The following is a 14451-nucleotide window of genomic DNA, read 5'->3' as shown; positions in this document are numbered from 1 at the left end:
ATACCGTTTGTTGCAATCAGTGCCTCAGCAACTGAAAGGGCGACAAATGGGAATCGACTCCACCATTGTGCGTGCTGCCATACACCCGGGAATTGGTGTGGCGCGTATTGGCAATAGCCCGGATGAGTACTATGTCGGCCCCGAGCTGATGCATGTGCCGCCCATGGCGCCGGGCAGCCTGCGTGATGCGCAGGGCGCGCTCAAGCGCCAGGCTGCGCGCTTTCGCATCTACGGCTACAACGCCGCGGGCGAGGTGGTGCGTGAACTCACGGCCGACCAGGACGAAATCGAATGGGAAGTCGAACTGGCCAATACCAAAGCCGCCTGGTATCAATTCCAATTGGCGCTGGACGTGCCTGAAGCCGCAACGGCCGATCCCACGATTTTGCGCAATGCCACGGTGAAGGACCGGAAAAGCCTGGCCATTCGACCGGGAGCCCGCCGCATTGCCAAAGGCTCGGCCCCGGTGGCATTCGATAGCGGCAGTTTCTGCGGCAAGCCGGTTTATCTGGGCGAATTGCGCATTGAAAAGACGGGCCAGCTTCTCGTGCTGGGAGGCCGGGGCGTCTCTGCCTCCGTGGATGGCTCCAAGGCCACCACGTTCGCGAACAACGAGGGCTGGCATGACGATGTGGCCGACGGCCCGGTGCGCGCGAAGGTCGTCGTGGCCGGCGTTTCCGTGCCGGTGGATGCGGCATGGGTCACGGTTGCGCCGCCCAACTACGGCCCGCAGATGAAGTCGGTGCGCACCATGAAGGACCTGATGGAGGATGTTTTCATCCGCTCGGGCATGGCTGTGTTTCCGCTGCAGGTCTCCTTCAGCCGGCACATTCTGCCCATACTCCAGCGCCAGAGCAGCCTGCAGTGGGCGAACAAGGGCTTTGCCGCCCAGTTCGGCTGGGGTGCCGCCGCCAGTGCGGATGACGAGGCGTGGATCGCCAGGCTCAACAGCCCGGGCACGACCTGGGCCGAGCTGCGCCAGCAGGTGGCCAATGCCTTCCGGCGCTTTGACCGGGACGGCGCATCCCCCCAGCCCTGGCCCTGGCTGTATGGCGACGCCATGGCCGTGCCGCCGGCCGACACGCCGCGCCAGCATGCGGCGCTGACGGCCACGCAGCTGAGGATGCTGGACCTGTGGGCCGCAGGCCACTTTCTCTCCGACTGGACGCGCGGCCAGAAGTACCCGGCCCAGCTGTCCGATGTACCGCTGCAGGAGCAGCCCACCATGCTCGACCATGCCGCCATGGACGACTGCCTGGCCGATGCCTTTCACCCGGGTTGCGAGATCACCTGGCCCATGCGCCACGCCAGCATGTACCGGGCGCCATTTCGCATCCGCGAGGCGGCCGAGAACCCGCCCGAGCTGCAGCTCTACGGCTCGCGGCTCACCCCCGCCGTGGCGCTGTCCGAGAGCGGGCCGCTGTATGCACAGGTGGCCGGTGACCTCACGCGCTGGATGGCCGTTCCCTGGCAGACCGACACCGCCAGCTGCCGCAGCGGCTACTACGCCGGCTACGGCCCGCGCTACGACCCCTACCTGCCCACGTTCTGGCCGGCCCGCGTGCCCAACCAGGTGCTGACGCAGGAGGCCTATGAAAAGGTCATCGATACCGAACTGCCGCGCGAGCAGCGTGTCGCCGCCTTCAACCGGCGCGAGTCGTGGTTCCGCACCCTGGGCGAGGGAGGCTATGAGAGCGAGATCAACCGCATGATCAGCCACTTCGGTGACATGGGCGTCATCGAGAATCGGCCGGGCCCGCGTGGCGACAAGGACTTCCCGCCGGTGATGCAGGTGGAAAACCGCATCGCCCCGGCGCCGTCGCACATGCTCAAGACTGCCGTGCAACCGGCCGGGCAGGAAGCGCCTCCCCGCATCGAGCCCTTCGACGCAGACAACGAAGAGCAGCTGCGCGCCCTGACGCAGCGCGGCCCGGTGCTGCCGCGCTGAATGGCGGCCACGTCTATGTCTGCGCATGCCATGGCCACCGCGCCGCTGCCGGATGAACTGGATGTGCTCGTCGTGGGCGTGGGACCGGCGGGCGCGGCCGTTGCCGCGCAGCTGGCAGGGCATTGCCGCGTGGCGCTGGTAGGACGCGCCGTGCAGGCTGGGCGGGCCATTGGCGAAACCCTGCCCGCTGCGGCCCGGGTGATTCTGTCCGACCTGGGCGTGTGGGATGCGTTCGCGGCACAGGGCCACCGTCCTGCCTGGTCGCGGCGGTCATTGTGGGGAAGCTCCGAGGTCATCTTTCAGGACGCACTGTTCGACCCGCATGGCGCGGGCTGGCACCTGGACCGCAAGCGTTTCGACGCCATGCTGCTGGAGGCTGCGCGCAGCCGTGGCGTGCCCTGCCTGGTGCCCGCCACGCTGCGCAGCCTGCAGCGCCAGCCACCGGGCGCACCCATGCGCTGGCGCTGCCTGATCGATAGGGCGCAGGGCGACCCGGCGCACGGCCCGTTGGAGCTGTCCTGCCGCATCGTGGTCGATGCCACGGGCCGCGCGGCCCGGGTGGCCCGGCAGGCGGGTGCCGAGGTCCGCCGCGACGGCCGCCTGGTCTGTTTTCACGCCTGGGTGGAGCCGCCATCGCATGAGCATGCAGGCACCACCATGATCGAGTCGGATGCCGAAGGCTGGTGGTACAGCGCCGATCTGCCTGATGGCAGTTGCGTGATTGCCTGGCAGACCGATATCGACCTGCCCGAAGCCCGCCGCCTGCGCAGCACGGCGGATCTGCTGGACATGGCCGATCGCACGGCCCTGGTGGGCGCGCGCAGCGTGGGCAGCCAGGTGCTGGAGCCGTTGCGGGTGGCCGCCGCCCACGAGCAATGGCTGGATGCAGCCAGCGGGGCGGATTGGCTGGCCGTGGGCGATGCCTGCCTGTCCTTCGATCCGCTGGCATCGCAGGGCCTGCTCAACAGCCTGGTCACCGGCAGCGAGGCCGCCCTGGCCGTGCGCCGCAGCCTGACGGGCGACGCCGGTGCGTTGCCTGCCTGGGATGCGTGGATCCGGCCGATACGCGCCGCGTACCGCAGCCATCACGAGCACTACTATGCGCTGGAGCCGCGCTGGGCGAACGAGACGTTCTGGGCCCGCCGCCAGCGGGCGCCGGAGGCGGGGAACGGAGCCGGCGTTATTGCCGCTCCAGCTTCGCCGTCTGAACGATGGCATTCCAGCGCTGGTACTCGGCCCGCGTGAATTCGCGGAAGGCCTTGGAGTCCAGCAGGCGCACTTCGCCGCCCAGCGCCGTCACCTTGGACTTGAAGTCGGCATGGCCCGCCACCTTGAGCGTGGCATCCTCCAGCCGCTTGACGATGGCTGCCGGCGTGCCCTTGGGCGCCAGCACGCCGTTCCAGGTGCCGGTCACGAAGGCGGGGTAGCCGCTTTCCTTCATGGTCGGCACATCGGGCAGGGCGGGCAGGCGCTGCTCCGAGGTCACGGCCAGGGCCTTGAGCTTGCCAGACTGCACGAAGGGCAGGGCGGGCGTCACGTTCTCGAAGATGAAATCAATCTGGCCGCCCAGCAGGTCGGTCAGGGCCGGCGCGCTACCCTTGTAGGGCACATGCACCATGTCCAGCTGGGTGGCGCTCTTGAACAGCTCGCCCGACAGGTGGACCGTGGAGCCGCTGCCCGGCGAGCCGTAGCTCATGCCGGTCTTTTGCGCGGCGGCGCGTGCCACCAGGTCCTTCACCGTCCTGGCCGGCGTGCGCGCCTCGTTGACCACCAGCACGTTGGGGATGGTGGTGACCAGGGCCACGTATTCGAAATCGCCCAGGTTCTTCTCGCTCAGGTTCTTGTACAGGCTCTGGTTGATGGCCTGGGTGCCGGCCGTGCCGAACAGCAGCGTATAGCCATCATTGGCCGCCGAAGCCACGCGGCTGGCGCCGATGGAGCCGTTGGCGCCGGAGATGTTTTCCACGATCACGGGCTGGCCCAGCGACTCGGACAGGCCCTGTGCCACCATGCGCGCCAGCACATCGGTATTGCCGCCAGGGGCGAAGGGCACGACCAGCTTGACCGGCCGGGTGGGATAGGCATCCGCCCAGGCCTGGGGCAGGGGCAGCAGCGTAGTGGCGCCAAGCAGCGCGGCCGCGCGCAGGAATTGCTTGCGTGAAAGGGTACGGGGCATGGGGATGTCTCCTTGTCGATGTTCTGGTGGCGCAGCGGCTGGGGCCAGCGGCGGATTTTTCAGGCGGGCCAATGCTGGGCGGTGGCTGTCTTGACGTCAATCAATGTTTTGGCAGGACGTCATGCGGCGGGCGAATGACCTGTTCGGCCTTGCTCGGCAAATGAGAAGGATTGCGTTGACATGCGCCCTTCATTGCACCTGCCATCACGGCGCAAGGCTCCCGGACTCGCCTGTGGCATGGACCGCACCGCTGCTGAATCCGCCTCCGGCGCTGCCGTGCAACTGCCCGCGAACATGCGGCTTTGCGGCGCCTGCGTGGACTTGCGTGGATCTGCGTGGACGTGCACGATGCGCCCCATGGCATGGGCCGGCGCCCGTTACGGCGCCGGGGTGGGGCGGGCATTGCCGATGTCCATGCCGACGCCCATGCCGATGCAGCTCAGAAATCCGCCTTCAGGCTCACCGTCAGATTGCGTGGCTCGCCCCACCAGCCCTGGTTGTAGAAGCCGATCTGGCTGTAGTACTGGCGGTCCAGCAGGTTGTTGAGCTGCACGCTGGCCGACCAGGTGGGGTCGATGCGGTAGTGGGCCGAGAGGTTGACCACCAGGTAGCTGCCCTGGCCGACCTGCACGCTCTGGCGCAGCGGGTTGGTCACGTTCTGCCAGATGCGGCTTTGCCAGCGCAGGTTGCCGCCCAGGCTCAGGCCCTGCAGCGCACCCTCGAAGCTGCGCATGGCCGTGAGCTTGGCCAGGCTGCGCGGGTGCGTGGTGTTGAAGGCTGCGCCGCTGGCGCTGCGCGCCGTGTAGTGCGTGTAGCTGGCGCCCATGCGCCAGCCCCGGGCCGGCTCGCCGCTGAGTTCCAGATCGATACCGCGCACCTGCGCGCCCTTGACTCCCCGGTAGGCCTTCTGGTCCGTGGTGCCGTCGATGAATTCGCCCGTGTCCTGTGCCAGGTTGTCCTGGCGGGTCTGGAACAGCGCGGCAGAACCCTGCAGCCGGTCCTGCAGCCAGGAGCCCTTGAGGCCCAGCTCGAAGGCCTGGCCGGTGACGGGGTCCAGGATGCTGCCTTGCTTGTCGCGGTAGTTCTGGGGCGTGAAGATTTCCGTGTAGCTCAGGTAGGCCGTGTGCCGGGCATCGATGTCCCACAGCAGGCCGGCGTAGGGCGTGATTTCGTTGCTGTAGCGGTAGTCGCGCAGGCTGCCGAAGTAGTTCTGGCGCGTGGACCAGCGGCTCAGGCGGGCGCCGGCCACGGCCGTCCAGCCATCGGCCAGCGAGAAACGCCCCACGGCATAGCCGCCGCTTTGGCGCATGCGGCTGTCGTCGCCGCCGTTGGAGACGTCGGACCAGCCGGGCTCGGCCAGGCTGCCGTTGCGCCAGTCGAGGAAGTTGTCCGTGGCGGGCGGCGTGCCCAGCGGTGCGTAGCGGCGGATGTCGATGTCGTCGCGCACATGGTTCCAGCCCACGGCAATCTCGTGCTGGCGCCCGAACAGCGCGACCGGGCCGCTGGCCGTGAGGTGCAGGCTGTCGCGCGAGCGGTCGCCCCGGTATTTGATGAAGGAGTTGGCCATGCCCAGGCCGGTGCTGGCGTCCGGCGCGCCGCCCCGGTAGACGTAGCGCATGTCGTAGTTGCCGTCGTTGCGGCTGTAGGCGGCGCGCAGCAGCCAGCGGTTGTCCAGCCGGTGCGTCAGGTCCAGCGTGGCCGTGGTGTTCTCCGTGCCGAAATGCGACCAGCGCGTGTTGTTGGACACCGAGCGGTCGAAGTCCGTGCGGCTGCCATCCGCATGGAACAGCGGAAAGCCGGCGCCCATGCCGGGGCTGGTGTTCTTCTGGTATTCGAGGCTGGTCACGAGCCGGGTGGCGGGCGTCAGGGCCGCGCTCACCACGGCGTACAGGCCCTGCCTGCGCTGGCCGAAGTGGCTGACGTAGCTGTCGCTGTCCGATTGCACGGCCACGACGCGGCCATGCACGCGGCCTTCGCGGTCCAGCGGCAGGGACAGATCGGCCTCGGCGCGGCGCAGGTTCCAGCGGCCCAGCGTCAGCGATGCATGGCCCCCCGCCGTCTCGCGCGGCTGCTTGCGCACGAAGTTCACCGTGGCCGACGGATCGCCCGAGCCATTGAGCAGGCCCGTGGCGCCGCGCACGATTTCCACGCGGTCGTAGAAGGCCGTGTCCATGTCGGTGGCGCCGAAGTTCCACAGGCTGTTGATGGGCGAGGCCAGACCGTCGAACTGGAAGTTGCTGACGCCGAAGCCGCGCGAGGAAAACTGGTAGCGGTTGCTGTCGCTGCGGCTGACCGACAGGCCGGGCGCGGAGGCCTCCAGCGTCTGCGAGACCGTGAGCTGGCCTGCATCGTCCATGAGCTGGCGCGTGATCACGCTGACCGACTGCGGTGTCTCGCGCGCCGACAGTTGCAGGCCCGTGGCCGTTCCCGTGGAACCGCTGGTATAGCGGGCCGTGTCTTCGGTGGTGCCGGCATCGGCGGCGGCGCGCACGGTGACGGTGCCCAGTTCGGTGTCGCCTTTCCTGGCAGCGGGCCTGTCCTCGTCGGCGGCCCAGACTGCTGCCGCAGGGGCGGCACACAGGGCACAGATCAGCAGGGACAGCGGGGTCCGCGCGCCTTGGGGGTGTCGCGGGGCGGGGTTTTGGATGCGAATGCTCATCATTTCCATGGTCCTGGGCGTGAGCCCGGATTGTGGGAAATGTGCGCCGCCGCCGCCTGTTCCCGGCGACGCCAGTCCTATGGCTTGCGACGCAGGCTGCCTTGGCTGGGCGCGTGGCCGAAGCGCTGGCGAAAGGCCGTGGCGAAATTGCTGGCGTGCTGAAAGCCCACGCAGTCGGCCGCTTCCTGCACGCTCCAGCCCTGTGCCAGCCGCTCGCGCGCCAGCTGCATGCGGCGCTCGCGCAGCCAGCCGAACACGGTCTGGCCGTAGGCGGCCTGGAATTTCTCGCGCAGCGTGGTCGGGCTCATGCAGGCCAGGCGCGCCAGGTCGTCCAGGCTGTGCGCCTGGCCCGGCGCTGCATCCATGCACTCGCGCACGCGCTCCAGGCCGCGCCTGTCCCGGGGATGGATGCGCGGCAAGGGCGCAGGCCGCGGCTGCGCATGTGCCTGCAGTGCGCAGGCCAGCACCTGCAGCGCAATGCCTTCGCGGTGCAGCCGGGCCAGGCTGCCGCTCCAGACGCCATCGAGCAGCTGGCGCAGCGAGACGGCCAGGTGCTCGGGCAGCGACCAGGCATGCAGTGGCGGGCCGGGTTGCCGCAGGGCCTGGTGCAGCAGCTCGGCCAGTTCGGCATCGGCGCAGGCCTCGGGCGCCTCGATGGACAGGTTGAAGCCGCGCACCGTCTGGCCTGCCGCATGGGTGGCCTTGAGAATCTCGGTGTCGCCGCACGAGAATGCCGCCGCCGCATGGCGCGTCACGCTCAGTGCACGGCGGGCGCCCGGCAACTGCAGCTCGGCCTGGCCGTCGAGCAGGACCACGGCGGTGAAGCGCCGCGGGTGCTCGGATGTGGATTCATAGCCGTGGTCGATGCGGATGTCGGAGCTGACCAGTTGCAGGCCCGAGGGCAGCTGGTGCTCCTGCACCTGCCCCTCGAAGATGCAATCGCTTTCGGAGACGGCAGAGAGAAAGCGCACGCTGAAACCGTGGCGCTGGCGCATGGCGTCGAGCTGCGCCGTGGTGTAGCGCTGGGAGGAGGAGGGCATGGGTGAGCGGAACAAAAGGCCCGCAGCTGGATTCGAGAATGCTTCTCATTATCCGGGGCTGCAGGCCCGCTCGCCCACAAACCTCAGAGTTTGCGCAGCCGATCCAGTGCCGCGCGCAGCGTGCTGTCCTGCTTGGCAAAGCAAAATCGCACCACGCGCTGGTCGAAGCCGTCGCCATAGAAGGCCGACAGCGGGATGGCCGCCACGCCATGCTCCCGGACCAGCCACTGGCAGAACGCGGCTTCGTCCAGGTCCGACACGGCCGAGATGTCGGCGCAGACGAAATAGGTCCCCGCCGTGGGCAGAAGGCGCAGGCGCGAGCCTTCCAGGCCCTGGCGGAAAAGATCGCGTTTGGCCTGATAGAAGGCGGGCAGCTGAAGATAGGGCGCGGGGTCGGCCATGTAGCTGGCCAGGCCCGCCTGCATGGGTGTGTTGACGGTGAAGACGTTGAACTGGTGGACCTTGCGGAACTCGGCCGTGAGTGCGGCCGGCGCGGCGACGGTGCCCACCTTCCAGCCCGTGACATGGTAGGTCTTGCCGAAGCTGGAGACGATGAAGGCGCGCGCCGCCAGGCCGGCAAAGCGCGCGGCGCTCTGGTGCTGGCGGCCGTCGTAGACCATGTGCTCGTAGACCTCGTCACTGATCAGCAGCACGTCGGTGGGCGCCAGCAGCTCCTGCAGCTGCAGCATCTCGGTATCGCTCCAGATGGTGGCGCTGGGGTTGTGCGGGCTGTTGATGATCAAAAGCCGGGTGCGCGGCGTGATGGCGGCGGCAATTTTGGCGAAGTCGGGCTTGAAGCTGCCCGGCGTCAACGGTACGCGCACGGGCACGCCGCCGGCCAGCTCGATGTTGGGCACGTAGCTGTCGTAGCAGGGGTCGAGCACGATGACCTCGTCGCCAGCATGCACGGTGGCCAGGATGGCGGTGAGGATGGCCTGCGTGGCGCCGGCCGTGACCGTGATCTCGGTGCCCGCATCGTAGCTGCGGCCGTACAGCGCCTGCATCTTGTCGGCCATGGCCTGGCGCAGCTGGGGCAGGCCGGGCATGGGCGGGTACTGGTTGTGGCCGGCCTGCATGGCGGCCGTGACGGCATCGACCAGCCTGGGGTCGCAGCCGAAATCGGGAAAGCCCTGGCCCAGGTTCACCGCCTGGTGCTCGGCGGCCAGGGCCGACATGGTGGTGAAGATGGTCGTGCCCACATGGGGCAGGCGGCTGGGGAAGGCGGGCGTGCGGGGCGTGGCAGAAGTCATGGCGGAAACAGCGGACAGCGGGAGCGGACCCGCACTGCAGGTCCGGTGGGGCGGAGGATCAGAGTTCGTAGTCGTGCACGTGGCCGTTCATGGCGCGCATGATGAGATCGCGCGTCAGGCGGTCGCTGAGCAGTTCGGCGAATCGGTAGACGAAATTGCGCAGGTAGGCGCCGCGCTTGATGGCCACGCGTGCCACGCTCTGGCCGAACAGGTGGCCCATGGGGCGCACGACCAGGTCATTGACCGGGTCGTCGCGCATGGCCATTTCGGCCACGATGCCGATGCCCAGGCCCAGGCGCACATAGGTCTTGATCACGTCGGAGTCAATGGCCTCCAGCACGATGCGCGGACGCAGGCGGCGCGTGGCAAAGGCCTGGTCGATCTTGCCGCGACCCGTGAACGAAGGGTGGTAGGTGATCAGCGATTCGTGGGCGATGTCGTCCAGCGTGATGCGCTCTTTCTGCGCCAGCGGGTGGCCTGTGGGCATGACCAGCACGTGCTGCCATTCGTAGCAGGGCAGGGTGACGAGATCGGGGTAGTCGGCCAGGGATTCGGTGGCCATGCCGATGTCGGCCACCTCGTCGATGACCATGCGCGCCACCTCTGCCGGAGTGGCCTGGTGCAGGCTGATCGTGACCTTGGGATACAGGTCGCGCAGCCGTGCCACGGCAGGCGGAAGCACGTAACGGGCCTGTGTGTGGGTGGTGGCAATCGACAGCGTGCCGCTGTCCTGGGCGCTGTACTGCTCGCCGATGCGCTTGAGATTTCCGATCTCGCGCATGATGAGTTCGATGCTCTTGAGCACCTCCAGGCCGGGTTCGGTGATGCGCTTGAGGCGCTTGCCGTGGCGCGCAAAGATGTCGATGCCCAGCTCCTCCTCCAGCTCGATGATGGCCTTGGAGACGCCGGGCTGCGAGGTGTGCAGGGCCTTGGCCGCCTCGGTGAGGTTGAGGTTGCGGCGCGCCGCTTCTTGGACGAATCGGAATTGGTGCAGGTTCATGGCGGTGACAGCAGGGTGCTGCGCGCCATTATGCTGCATTTATATAAAGAAGCGATTCGTTATTTCAGCTTCCCGGTGCGCCACGGGGCTCCGTGGCCACCAGTGCCAGTTCTGCCAGCAGGGCTGTGACACGCGGATGCTCGCCCACGGCCGGCTGCAGGTCCACAACCACCTGCGGATGGGTATCGCTTATCTCCTGCACCAGCTTCGGGATGTCCTCGCGCGCATGTTTGCCCGTGCCAAGGAACAGGGGCAGCACGGTGATGTGCGTGGCGCCGGCCTCGACCAGCCCGCGCGCGGCAGTGGGCAGGTCGGGCGCGCAGGCCTCCAGGTAGGCGCAGGCGGCCAGGGATTGGGGATGCGTCTGCTGAACGGCCTTCAGCACGGCCTCGATGGGTTGGCGCCACAAGGCGTCGCGCGAGCCGTGTGCCAACAGGATCAGTCCGGTCCTGCCGGCAGATGTTGTCTCGTTTTGCATGGCAACGGTCCTAGCGGCGCAGCACCAGCCAGGTGAAGGCCGTCAATGAAAGAAGGCTGTAGAGCAGGCCCGGCGCCGCAGCGGTCAGCCAGGGCGACCAGGCCTGCAGCGTGCCGATGTAGCCGAACACGTTGTTCAGCAGGAAGAAGCTGATGCCGGCCATGACGCCGCCGAACACATAGGCCGCGATGCCGCCCGAGCGGAAATGCAGGTAGGCGAAAGGCAGGGCCAGCACCACCATCACCAGGCAGCTCATCGGGTAGAAGACCTTGCGCCAGAACTCGATCTCGTACTTCTGCGCAGCCTGGCCGTTGGCTTCCAGGTGGCGCACATACTGGAACAGCGAGATGGTGGACATGCGATCGGGCTTGAGCAAAGCGGCCGAGACCATCTCGGCGCTGATGCCCGTCTTCCAGTTCATGCTGTCTTCTTTCTCGCGCTGCAGCACCATGCCGCCGTCGGGCTTGGCCGTCAGGCGGCTGGCCTGCACGCCCTGGAGCATCCATGATTCTCCGTCTTCGCTCACCTGCGCCGATTCCGCATGGATCTGGGCAGAGATGCGGCCCTGGCCGTCAAAGTCGAAGATGCGCACATTCGAGAAATCACCCGGCCCGCGAATGGCACGCACGTTGATGGCAATGGAATGATCGCCCTGGCGCTCCTTGAGCCAGGCACCCGTGGCCCCGCGTGACAGCTGGGCCAGGTGGATGGCGCGGATGTTCTGGCCCGCGTTCTCGGCCGCTGGTGCCAGGTAGTCGCCGGTGCCGAAGGTGACCAGCACAAAGCCCAGGCCCAGCACCATCAGCGTGCGCAGCGCCAGCCAGGGGCCCATGCCGCTGGTGCGCATGATGGTGAATTCCGAACTCTGGGCAAAGCGCGCCATCACGTAGATGGTGCCGATCAGCACGGTGATGGGCATCAGCTCGTACAGGTGGCTGGGAATGCGCAGCACCACGAAAAGCAGCGCGTGCGTGATCTTGTAGCCGTTGTCGCCGCCGCGCCCGACCCATCGCAGCTCATCGACCAGATCGAAGAAGAAGAACAGCGCCAGGAAGGCCAGCGTCACATAGCCGACGGCCGCGATGATGTCGCGGTACAGCAGGTTTCTCAGAACTCTCATCATGGCACCGCCTTCGCGTCGTCCAGGGCAGTCGGCTTGCAGGGCCTGCGCCACAGATCGCGCGGCGACCAGCGCCTGTGCCGCACCAGCAGCACCAGCAGCGCCAGCAGCAACGTGCCGCCGTGCAGCAGGGCCGTCATGGCGGGCATGCTCAGCTTGCCCGAGGCCACCCAGTTCTCGCCCAGCGTCATGAGGTTGTAGTACACGATGAAGGCGAACAGCGCGAGCATGAGGCTGCCGCTGCCACCGGCACGCGGGTTCACGCTGGCCACGGCCAGGCCCAGGATCACGAAGTTCAGCGCCGCCAGAGGCAGGCCTATGCGCCAGCCCAGTTCGGCGCGATAGATGGGTTCGGTGCGCGGCAGCAGCTCATGCGTGTACGTGCTGCGCGCGGCCATTTCCTCGGCGGCGGCCAGATTGTTGCCGCTGCCGAGCTGCGTGCCGTATTCCTTGAACTCGCTGATCTTCACCGAGCCGTCGCTGGTCTGCGTCTCCATGCGCTGGCCGTCGGTCAGCACGGCCATGCGTTCGCCCTTGACCACTTCCAGCCGCGCCCCGCGCGCCGAGGTCACGGACTCGCGCCCGCGCTCATTGGCCACGATGAACACATTGTTGGCAGCGGTGGCGCTGGGCACGTCCTTGTCGATGAAGAACACGCGCGAGCCGCCGGCAGACTCCTGGAACTCACCGGGAGCGATGCGGTCGATGTCGCTGCGCTGCTCGAACTGGGTCTTGATCTGCTCTATCTGCTGATTGGCCCAGGGCAGGATGCCCAGGCCCAGCACGGCGATCACGGCCAGCACCGGCCAGGCAAAGCGCAGCAGCGGGCGCAGCAGGCTGGCCAGTCCCTGGCCTGCGGCGAACCAGATCACCATCTCGCTGTCGCGGTACATGCGCGACAGCGAGCCGACCACGGCCACGAAAAGTCCCAGGCCCAGGATGGTGGGCAACTGGCCAAGCACCGTATATCCCATGACCAGCAGAACGTCGGAAGGGCTGACATTGCCCTTGTAAGCCTGACCCAACGTGCGGATCAGCATCATGGTCATGACGACCGTGATCAGCACCACGACCGTGGCACCGAAGCTGCGGGCCAGCTCTTTGCGTATGGATGAATCGAATAACATTGGCTGAAAGGAAAACGCCGATTATGAACTTTGAACTGAAGCCGTTGACGACTGCCGCTGCAGTACGTGAAAAGTGTGACCTGTTGTTGGTGCTGGTGACCGAAGCCACGGCCACGGGCAGCGACGCGCTGTCCACCCTGGTCGCTCACGCGGTCAAGGCCGGAGATTTCGAAACGGCAGCCGGCAAGCAGTTGGCACTGTACGGCCTGCCGGCCGTGGCCGCCCGCCGCGTCGTGCTGCTGGGCGCGGGCAGCGGCTCGGCCCGCGACGTGCGCCAGGCGGTGGCAGGCGCAGGCTCGGCCCTCAAGGCAAGCGGCGTTGGCAAGGCCGTGCTGTGCTTCGGCTTCGAGGCCACGGGTGGCGCTGTTGCAGCAGCGGTGGTGGCAGCGGCCGATGCCTGCTACAGCTATACCCACACCAAGCCCCAGGCCAAGCCTGTGGCGCTCAAGAAGCTGGTGATCGCGGCGACGGGCGCCAGTGCCGCGTCCGGCAAGTCCGGAGACAAGAGCGGGGACAAGGGCGGCATCGCCGCCGCTTTCAAGATCGCCGTGGCCCAGGCCGAAGGCATGGCCCTGGCGCGCGAATGGGCCAATCGCCCGGCCAACCACGCCACTCCCATGCTGCTGGCCGACGCAGCCCGTGCCCTGGCCAAGCTGCCCGGCATCAGCTGCAAGGTCCACGGCCCCGCCGAAGTCGCCAAGCTCGGCATGGGCGCCTTCATGGCCGTGGCCCAGGGGTCGGAGCAGCCGCTGCGCTTCATCGAGCTGCACTACAACGGCGGCACCAAGGGCGCCGCGCCCGTGGTGCTGGTCGGCAAGGGCATCACTTTCGATACCGGCGGCATCTCGCTCAAGCCTGCCGCTGAAATGGACGAGATGAAGTTCGACATGGGCGGCGCCGCCAGCGTGCTGGGCGTGTTTCATGCGCTGGCCCGGCTGCAGCCGGCCGTCAATGTCGTCGGCCTCATTCCGGCGTCCGAGAACATGCCCGGCGGCGCTGCCGTCAAGCCGGGCGACGTGGTCACCAGCATGAGTGGCCAGACCATAGAAATCCTCAACACCGATGCCGAAGGCCGCCTCGTGCTCTGCGATGCGCTGACCTACGCCGCCCGCTTCAAGCCCCGCGCCATGGTGGACATCGCCACGCTGACCGGTGCCTGCGTCATCGCCCTGGGCGGGCTGCGCAGCGGCATGTTTTCGCCCAGCGACGAGCTGGCCCGTGCGCTGGAGCAGGCGGGCGATGCCGCGCTCGACCCCTGCTGGCGCATGCCGCTGGACGAGGAGTATGGCGAAGGCCTCAAGAGCAATTTCGCCGACATGGGCAATGTGGCGGGCCGCGCAGGTGGTGCGGTCACGGCGGCCAAGTTCCTGCAGCGCTTCGTGGGAGACATTCCCTGGGCTCATCTGGACATCGCCGGCACGGCCTGGAAGAGCGGCGCCGCCAAGGGCGGCACGGGCCGCCCCGTGGGCCTGCTGCTGCACTACCTGCTGGCCTGCGTCGATGCCGGCAAGGCGCCATCCAGGGCCGGCGCGCCCAAGTCGGTTGCGGCGCCCAAGGCCGGCTCTGCCAGCCGCCGCAAGGCAGCCGCTGCAATCCAGCCGGAGCAGGCCTGATGGCATCGCCCCCATCCGCACGGGCCTGCGCGAAAGGAGC

The 14451-nt window shown here is 67.7% G+C and carries 11 protein-coding genes; 3 read left to right on the top strand and 8 right to left on the bottom strand.

The window, feature by feature from the left end; all coding sequences use genetic code 11:
* Window positions 1-46 precede the first annotated feature (46 nt).
* Both ACF8ME_RS13665 and ACF8ME_RS13660 read left to right on the top strand, forming a co-directional pair.
* Window positions 47-1948 carry a LodA/GoxA family CTQ-dependent oxidase gene (locus tag ACF8ME_RS13665; RefSeq protein ID WP_392416936.1) on the top strand — a complete coding sequence of 634 codons (1902 nt, stop codon included), beginning with the start codon at window positions 47-49 and terminating at the stop codon, window positions 1946-1948.
* 15 nt (window positions 1949-1963) lie between these two features.
* The gene (locus tag ACF8ME_RS13660) at window positions 1964-3193 is read left to right on the top strand and encodes an NAD(P)/FAD-dependent oxidoreductase (RefSeq protein ID WP_392416934.1); all 1230 of its coding nucleotides are present in this window, start codon (window positions 1964-1966) and stop codon (window positions 3191-3193) included.
* Here ACF8ME_RS13660 and ACF8ME_RS13655 read toward each other — a convergent pair.
* The 8 genes from ACF8ME_RS13655 to lptF all read right to left on the bottom strand — a co-directional run bounded on the left by ACF8ME_RS13655 (window position 3129) and on the right by lptF (window position 12798).
* The gene (locus tag ACF8ME_RS13655; RefSeq protein ID WP_017407653.1) at window positions 3129-4124 is read right to left on the bottom strand and encodes a tripartite tricarboxylate transporter substrate binding protein; all 996 of its coding nucleotides are present in this window, start codon (window positions 4122-4124) and stop codon (window positions 3129-3131) included. The two genes, ACF8ME_RS13660 and ACF8ME_RS13655, sit on opposite strands and share 65 nt — an antisense overlap.
* Window positions 4125-4563: 439 nt before the next feature.
* A complete protein-coding gene (locus ACF8ME_RS13650) occupies window positions 4564-6783 on the bottom strand; it encodes a TonB-dependent siderophore receptor (RefSeq protein ID WP_392416932.1) in 2220 nt (739 codons plus the stop codon).
* 77 nt (window positions 6784-6860) lie between these two features.
* Window positions 6861-7823: a helix-turn-helix transcriptional regulator gene (locus ACF8ME_RS13645; protein ID WP_392416930.1), complete on the bottom strand. Its 963-nt coding sequence runs from the start codon at window positions 7821-7823 to the stop codon at window positions 6861-6863.
* A gap of 83 nt (window positions 7824-7906) precedes the next feature.
* Window positions 7907-9073 (bottom strand): pyridoxal phosphate-dependent aminotransferase, encoded by a 1167-nt coding sequence (locus ACF8ME_RS13640; protein ID WP_212645686.1) that lies wholly within the window; start codon window positions 9071-9073, stop codon window positions 7907-7909.
* A gap of 58 nt (window positions 9074-9131) precedes the next feature.
* On the bottom strand, window positions 9132-10073 hold the full coding sequence (locus ACF8ME_RS13635) for a CysB family HTH-type transcriptional regulator (protein WP_016445880.1): 942 nt from the start codon (window positions 10071-10073) through the stop codon (window positions 9132-9134).
* 64 nt (window positions 10074-10137) lie between these two features.
* Window positions 10138-10551, bottom strand: coding sequence for a sirohydrochlorin chelatase (locus ACF8ME_RS13630; protein WP_392416928.1), 414 nt, complete (start codon window positions 10549-10551; stop codon window positions 10138-10140).
* A gap of 10 nt (window positions 10552-10561) precedes the next feature.
* Window positions 10562-11671, bottom strand: a complete 1110-nt coding sequence (lptG, locus tag ACF8ME_RS13625; RefSeq protein WP_392416926.1) for an LPS export ABC transporter permease LptG — start codon at window positions 11669-11671, stop codon at window positions 10562-10564.
* A complete protein-coding gene (gene lptF, locus ACF8ME_RS13620) occupies window positions 11671-12798 on the bottom strand; it encodes an LPS export ABC transporter permease LptF (RefSeq protein ID WP_016445883.1) in 1128 nt (375 codons plus the stop codon). Before lptF ends, lptG begins: the two co-directional genes overlap by 1 nt.
* A gap of 23 nt (window positions 12799-12821) precedes the next feature.
* Between lptF and ACF8ME_RS13615 the strand changes: the two genes are divergently transcribed.
* Window positions 12822-14411, top strand: a complete 1590-nt coding sequence (locus ACF8ME_RS13615; RefSeq protein WP_392416924.1) for a leucyl aminopeptidase — start codon at window positions 12822-12824, stop codon at window positions 14409-14411.
* Window positions 14412-14451: the final 40 nt, after the last annotated feature.

Origin of the sequence: Delftia sp. WSY_7 (genome assembly GCF_043104845.1) — a bacterium.
In the GTDB taxonomy this organism is placed as follows: Bacteria; Pseudomonadota; Gammaproteobacteria; order Burkholderiales; family Burkholderiaceae_C; genus Comamonas; species Comamonas tsuruhatensis.
This window is presented reverse-complemented; position numbering and strand designations above follow the sequence as displayed.

Excerpts from the sequence above, each read along its gene's own strand:
- ACF8ME_RS13665 (WP_392416936.1), top strand. The coding sequence starts at position 47 with ATGGGAATCGACTCCACCATTGTGCGTGCTGCCATACACCCGGGAATT.
- ACF8ME_RS13660 (WP_392416934.1), top strand. The coding sequence starts at position 1,964 with ATGTCTGCGCATGCCATGGCCACCGCGCCGCTGCCGGATGAACTGGAT.
- ACF8ME_RS13655 (WP_017407653.1), bottom strand. The coding sequence starts at position 4,124 with ATGCCCCGTACCCTTTCACGCAAGCAATTCCTGCGCGCGGCCGCGCTG.
- ACF8ME_RS13650 (WP_392416932.1), bottom strand. The coding sequence starts at position 6,783 with ATGAGCATTCGCATCCAAAACCCCGCCCCGCGACACCCCCAAGGCGCG.
- ACF8ME_RS13645 (WP_392416930.1), bottom strand. The coding sequence starts at position 7,823 with ATGCCCTCCTCCTCCCAGCGCTACACCACGGCGCAGCTCGACGCCATG.
- ACF8ME_RS13640 (WP_212645686.1), bottom strand. The coding sequence starts at position 9,073 with ATGACTTCTGCCACGCCCCGCACGCCCGCCTTCCCCAGCCGCCTGCCC.
- ACF8ME_RS13635 (WP_016445880.1), bottom strand. The coding sequence starts at position 10,073 with ATGAACCTGCACCAATTCCGATTCGTCCAAGAAGCGGCGCGCCGCAAC.
- ACF8ME_RS13630 (WP_392416928.1), bottom strand. The coding sequence starts at position 10,551 with ATGCAAAACGAGACAACATCTGCCGGCAGGACCGGACTGATCCTGTTG.
- lptG (WP_392416926.1), bottom strand. The coding sequence starts at position 11,671 with ATGAGAGTTCTGAGAAACCTGCTGTACCGCGACATCATCGCGGCCGTC.
- lptF (WP_016445883.1), bottom strand. The coding sequence starts at position 12,798 with ATGTTATTCGATTCATCCATACGCAAAGAGCTGGCCCGCAGCTTCGGT.
- ACF8ME_RS13615 (WP_392416924.1), top strand. The coding sequence starts at position 12,822 with ATGAACTTTGAACTGAAGCCGTTGACGACTGCCGCTGCAGTACGTGAA.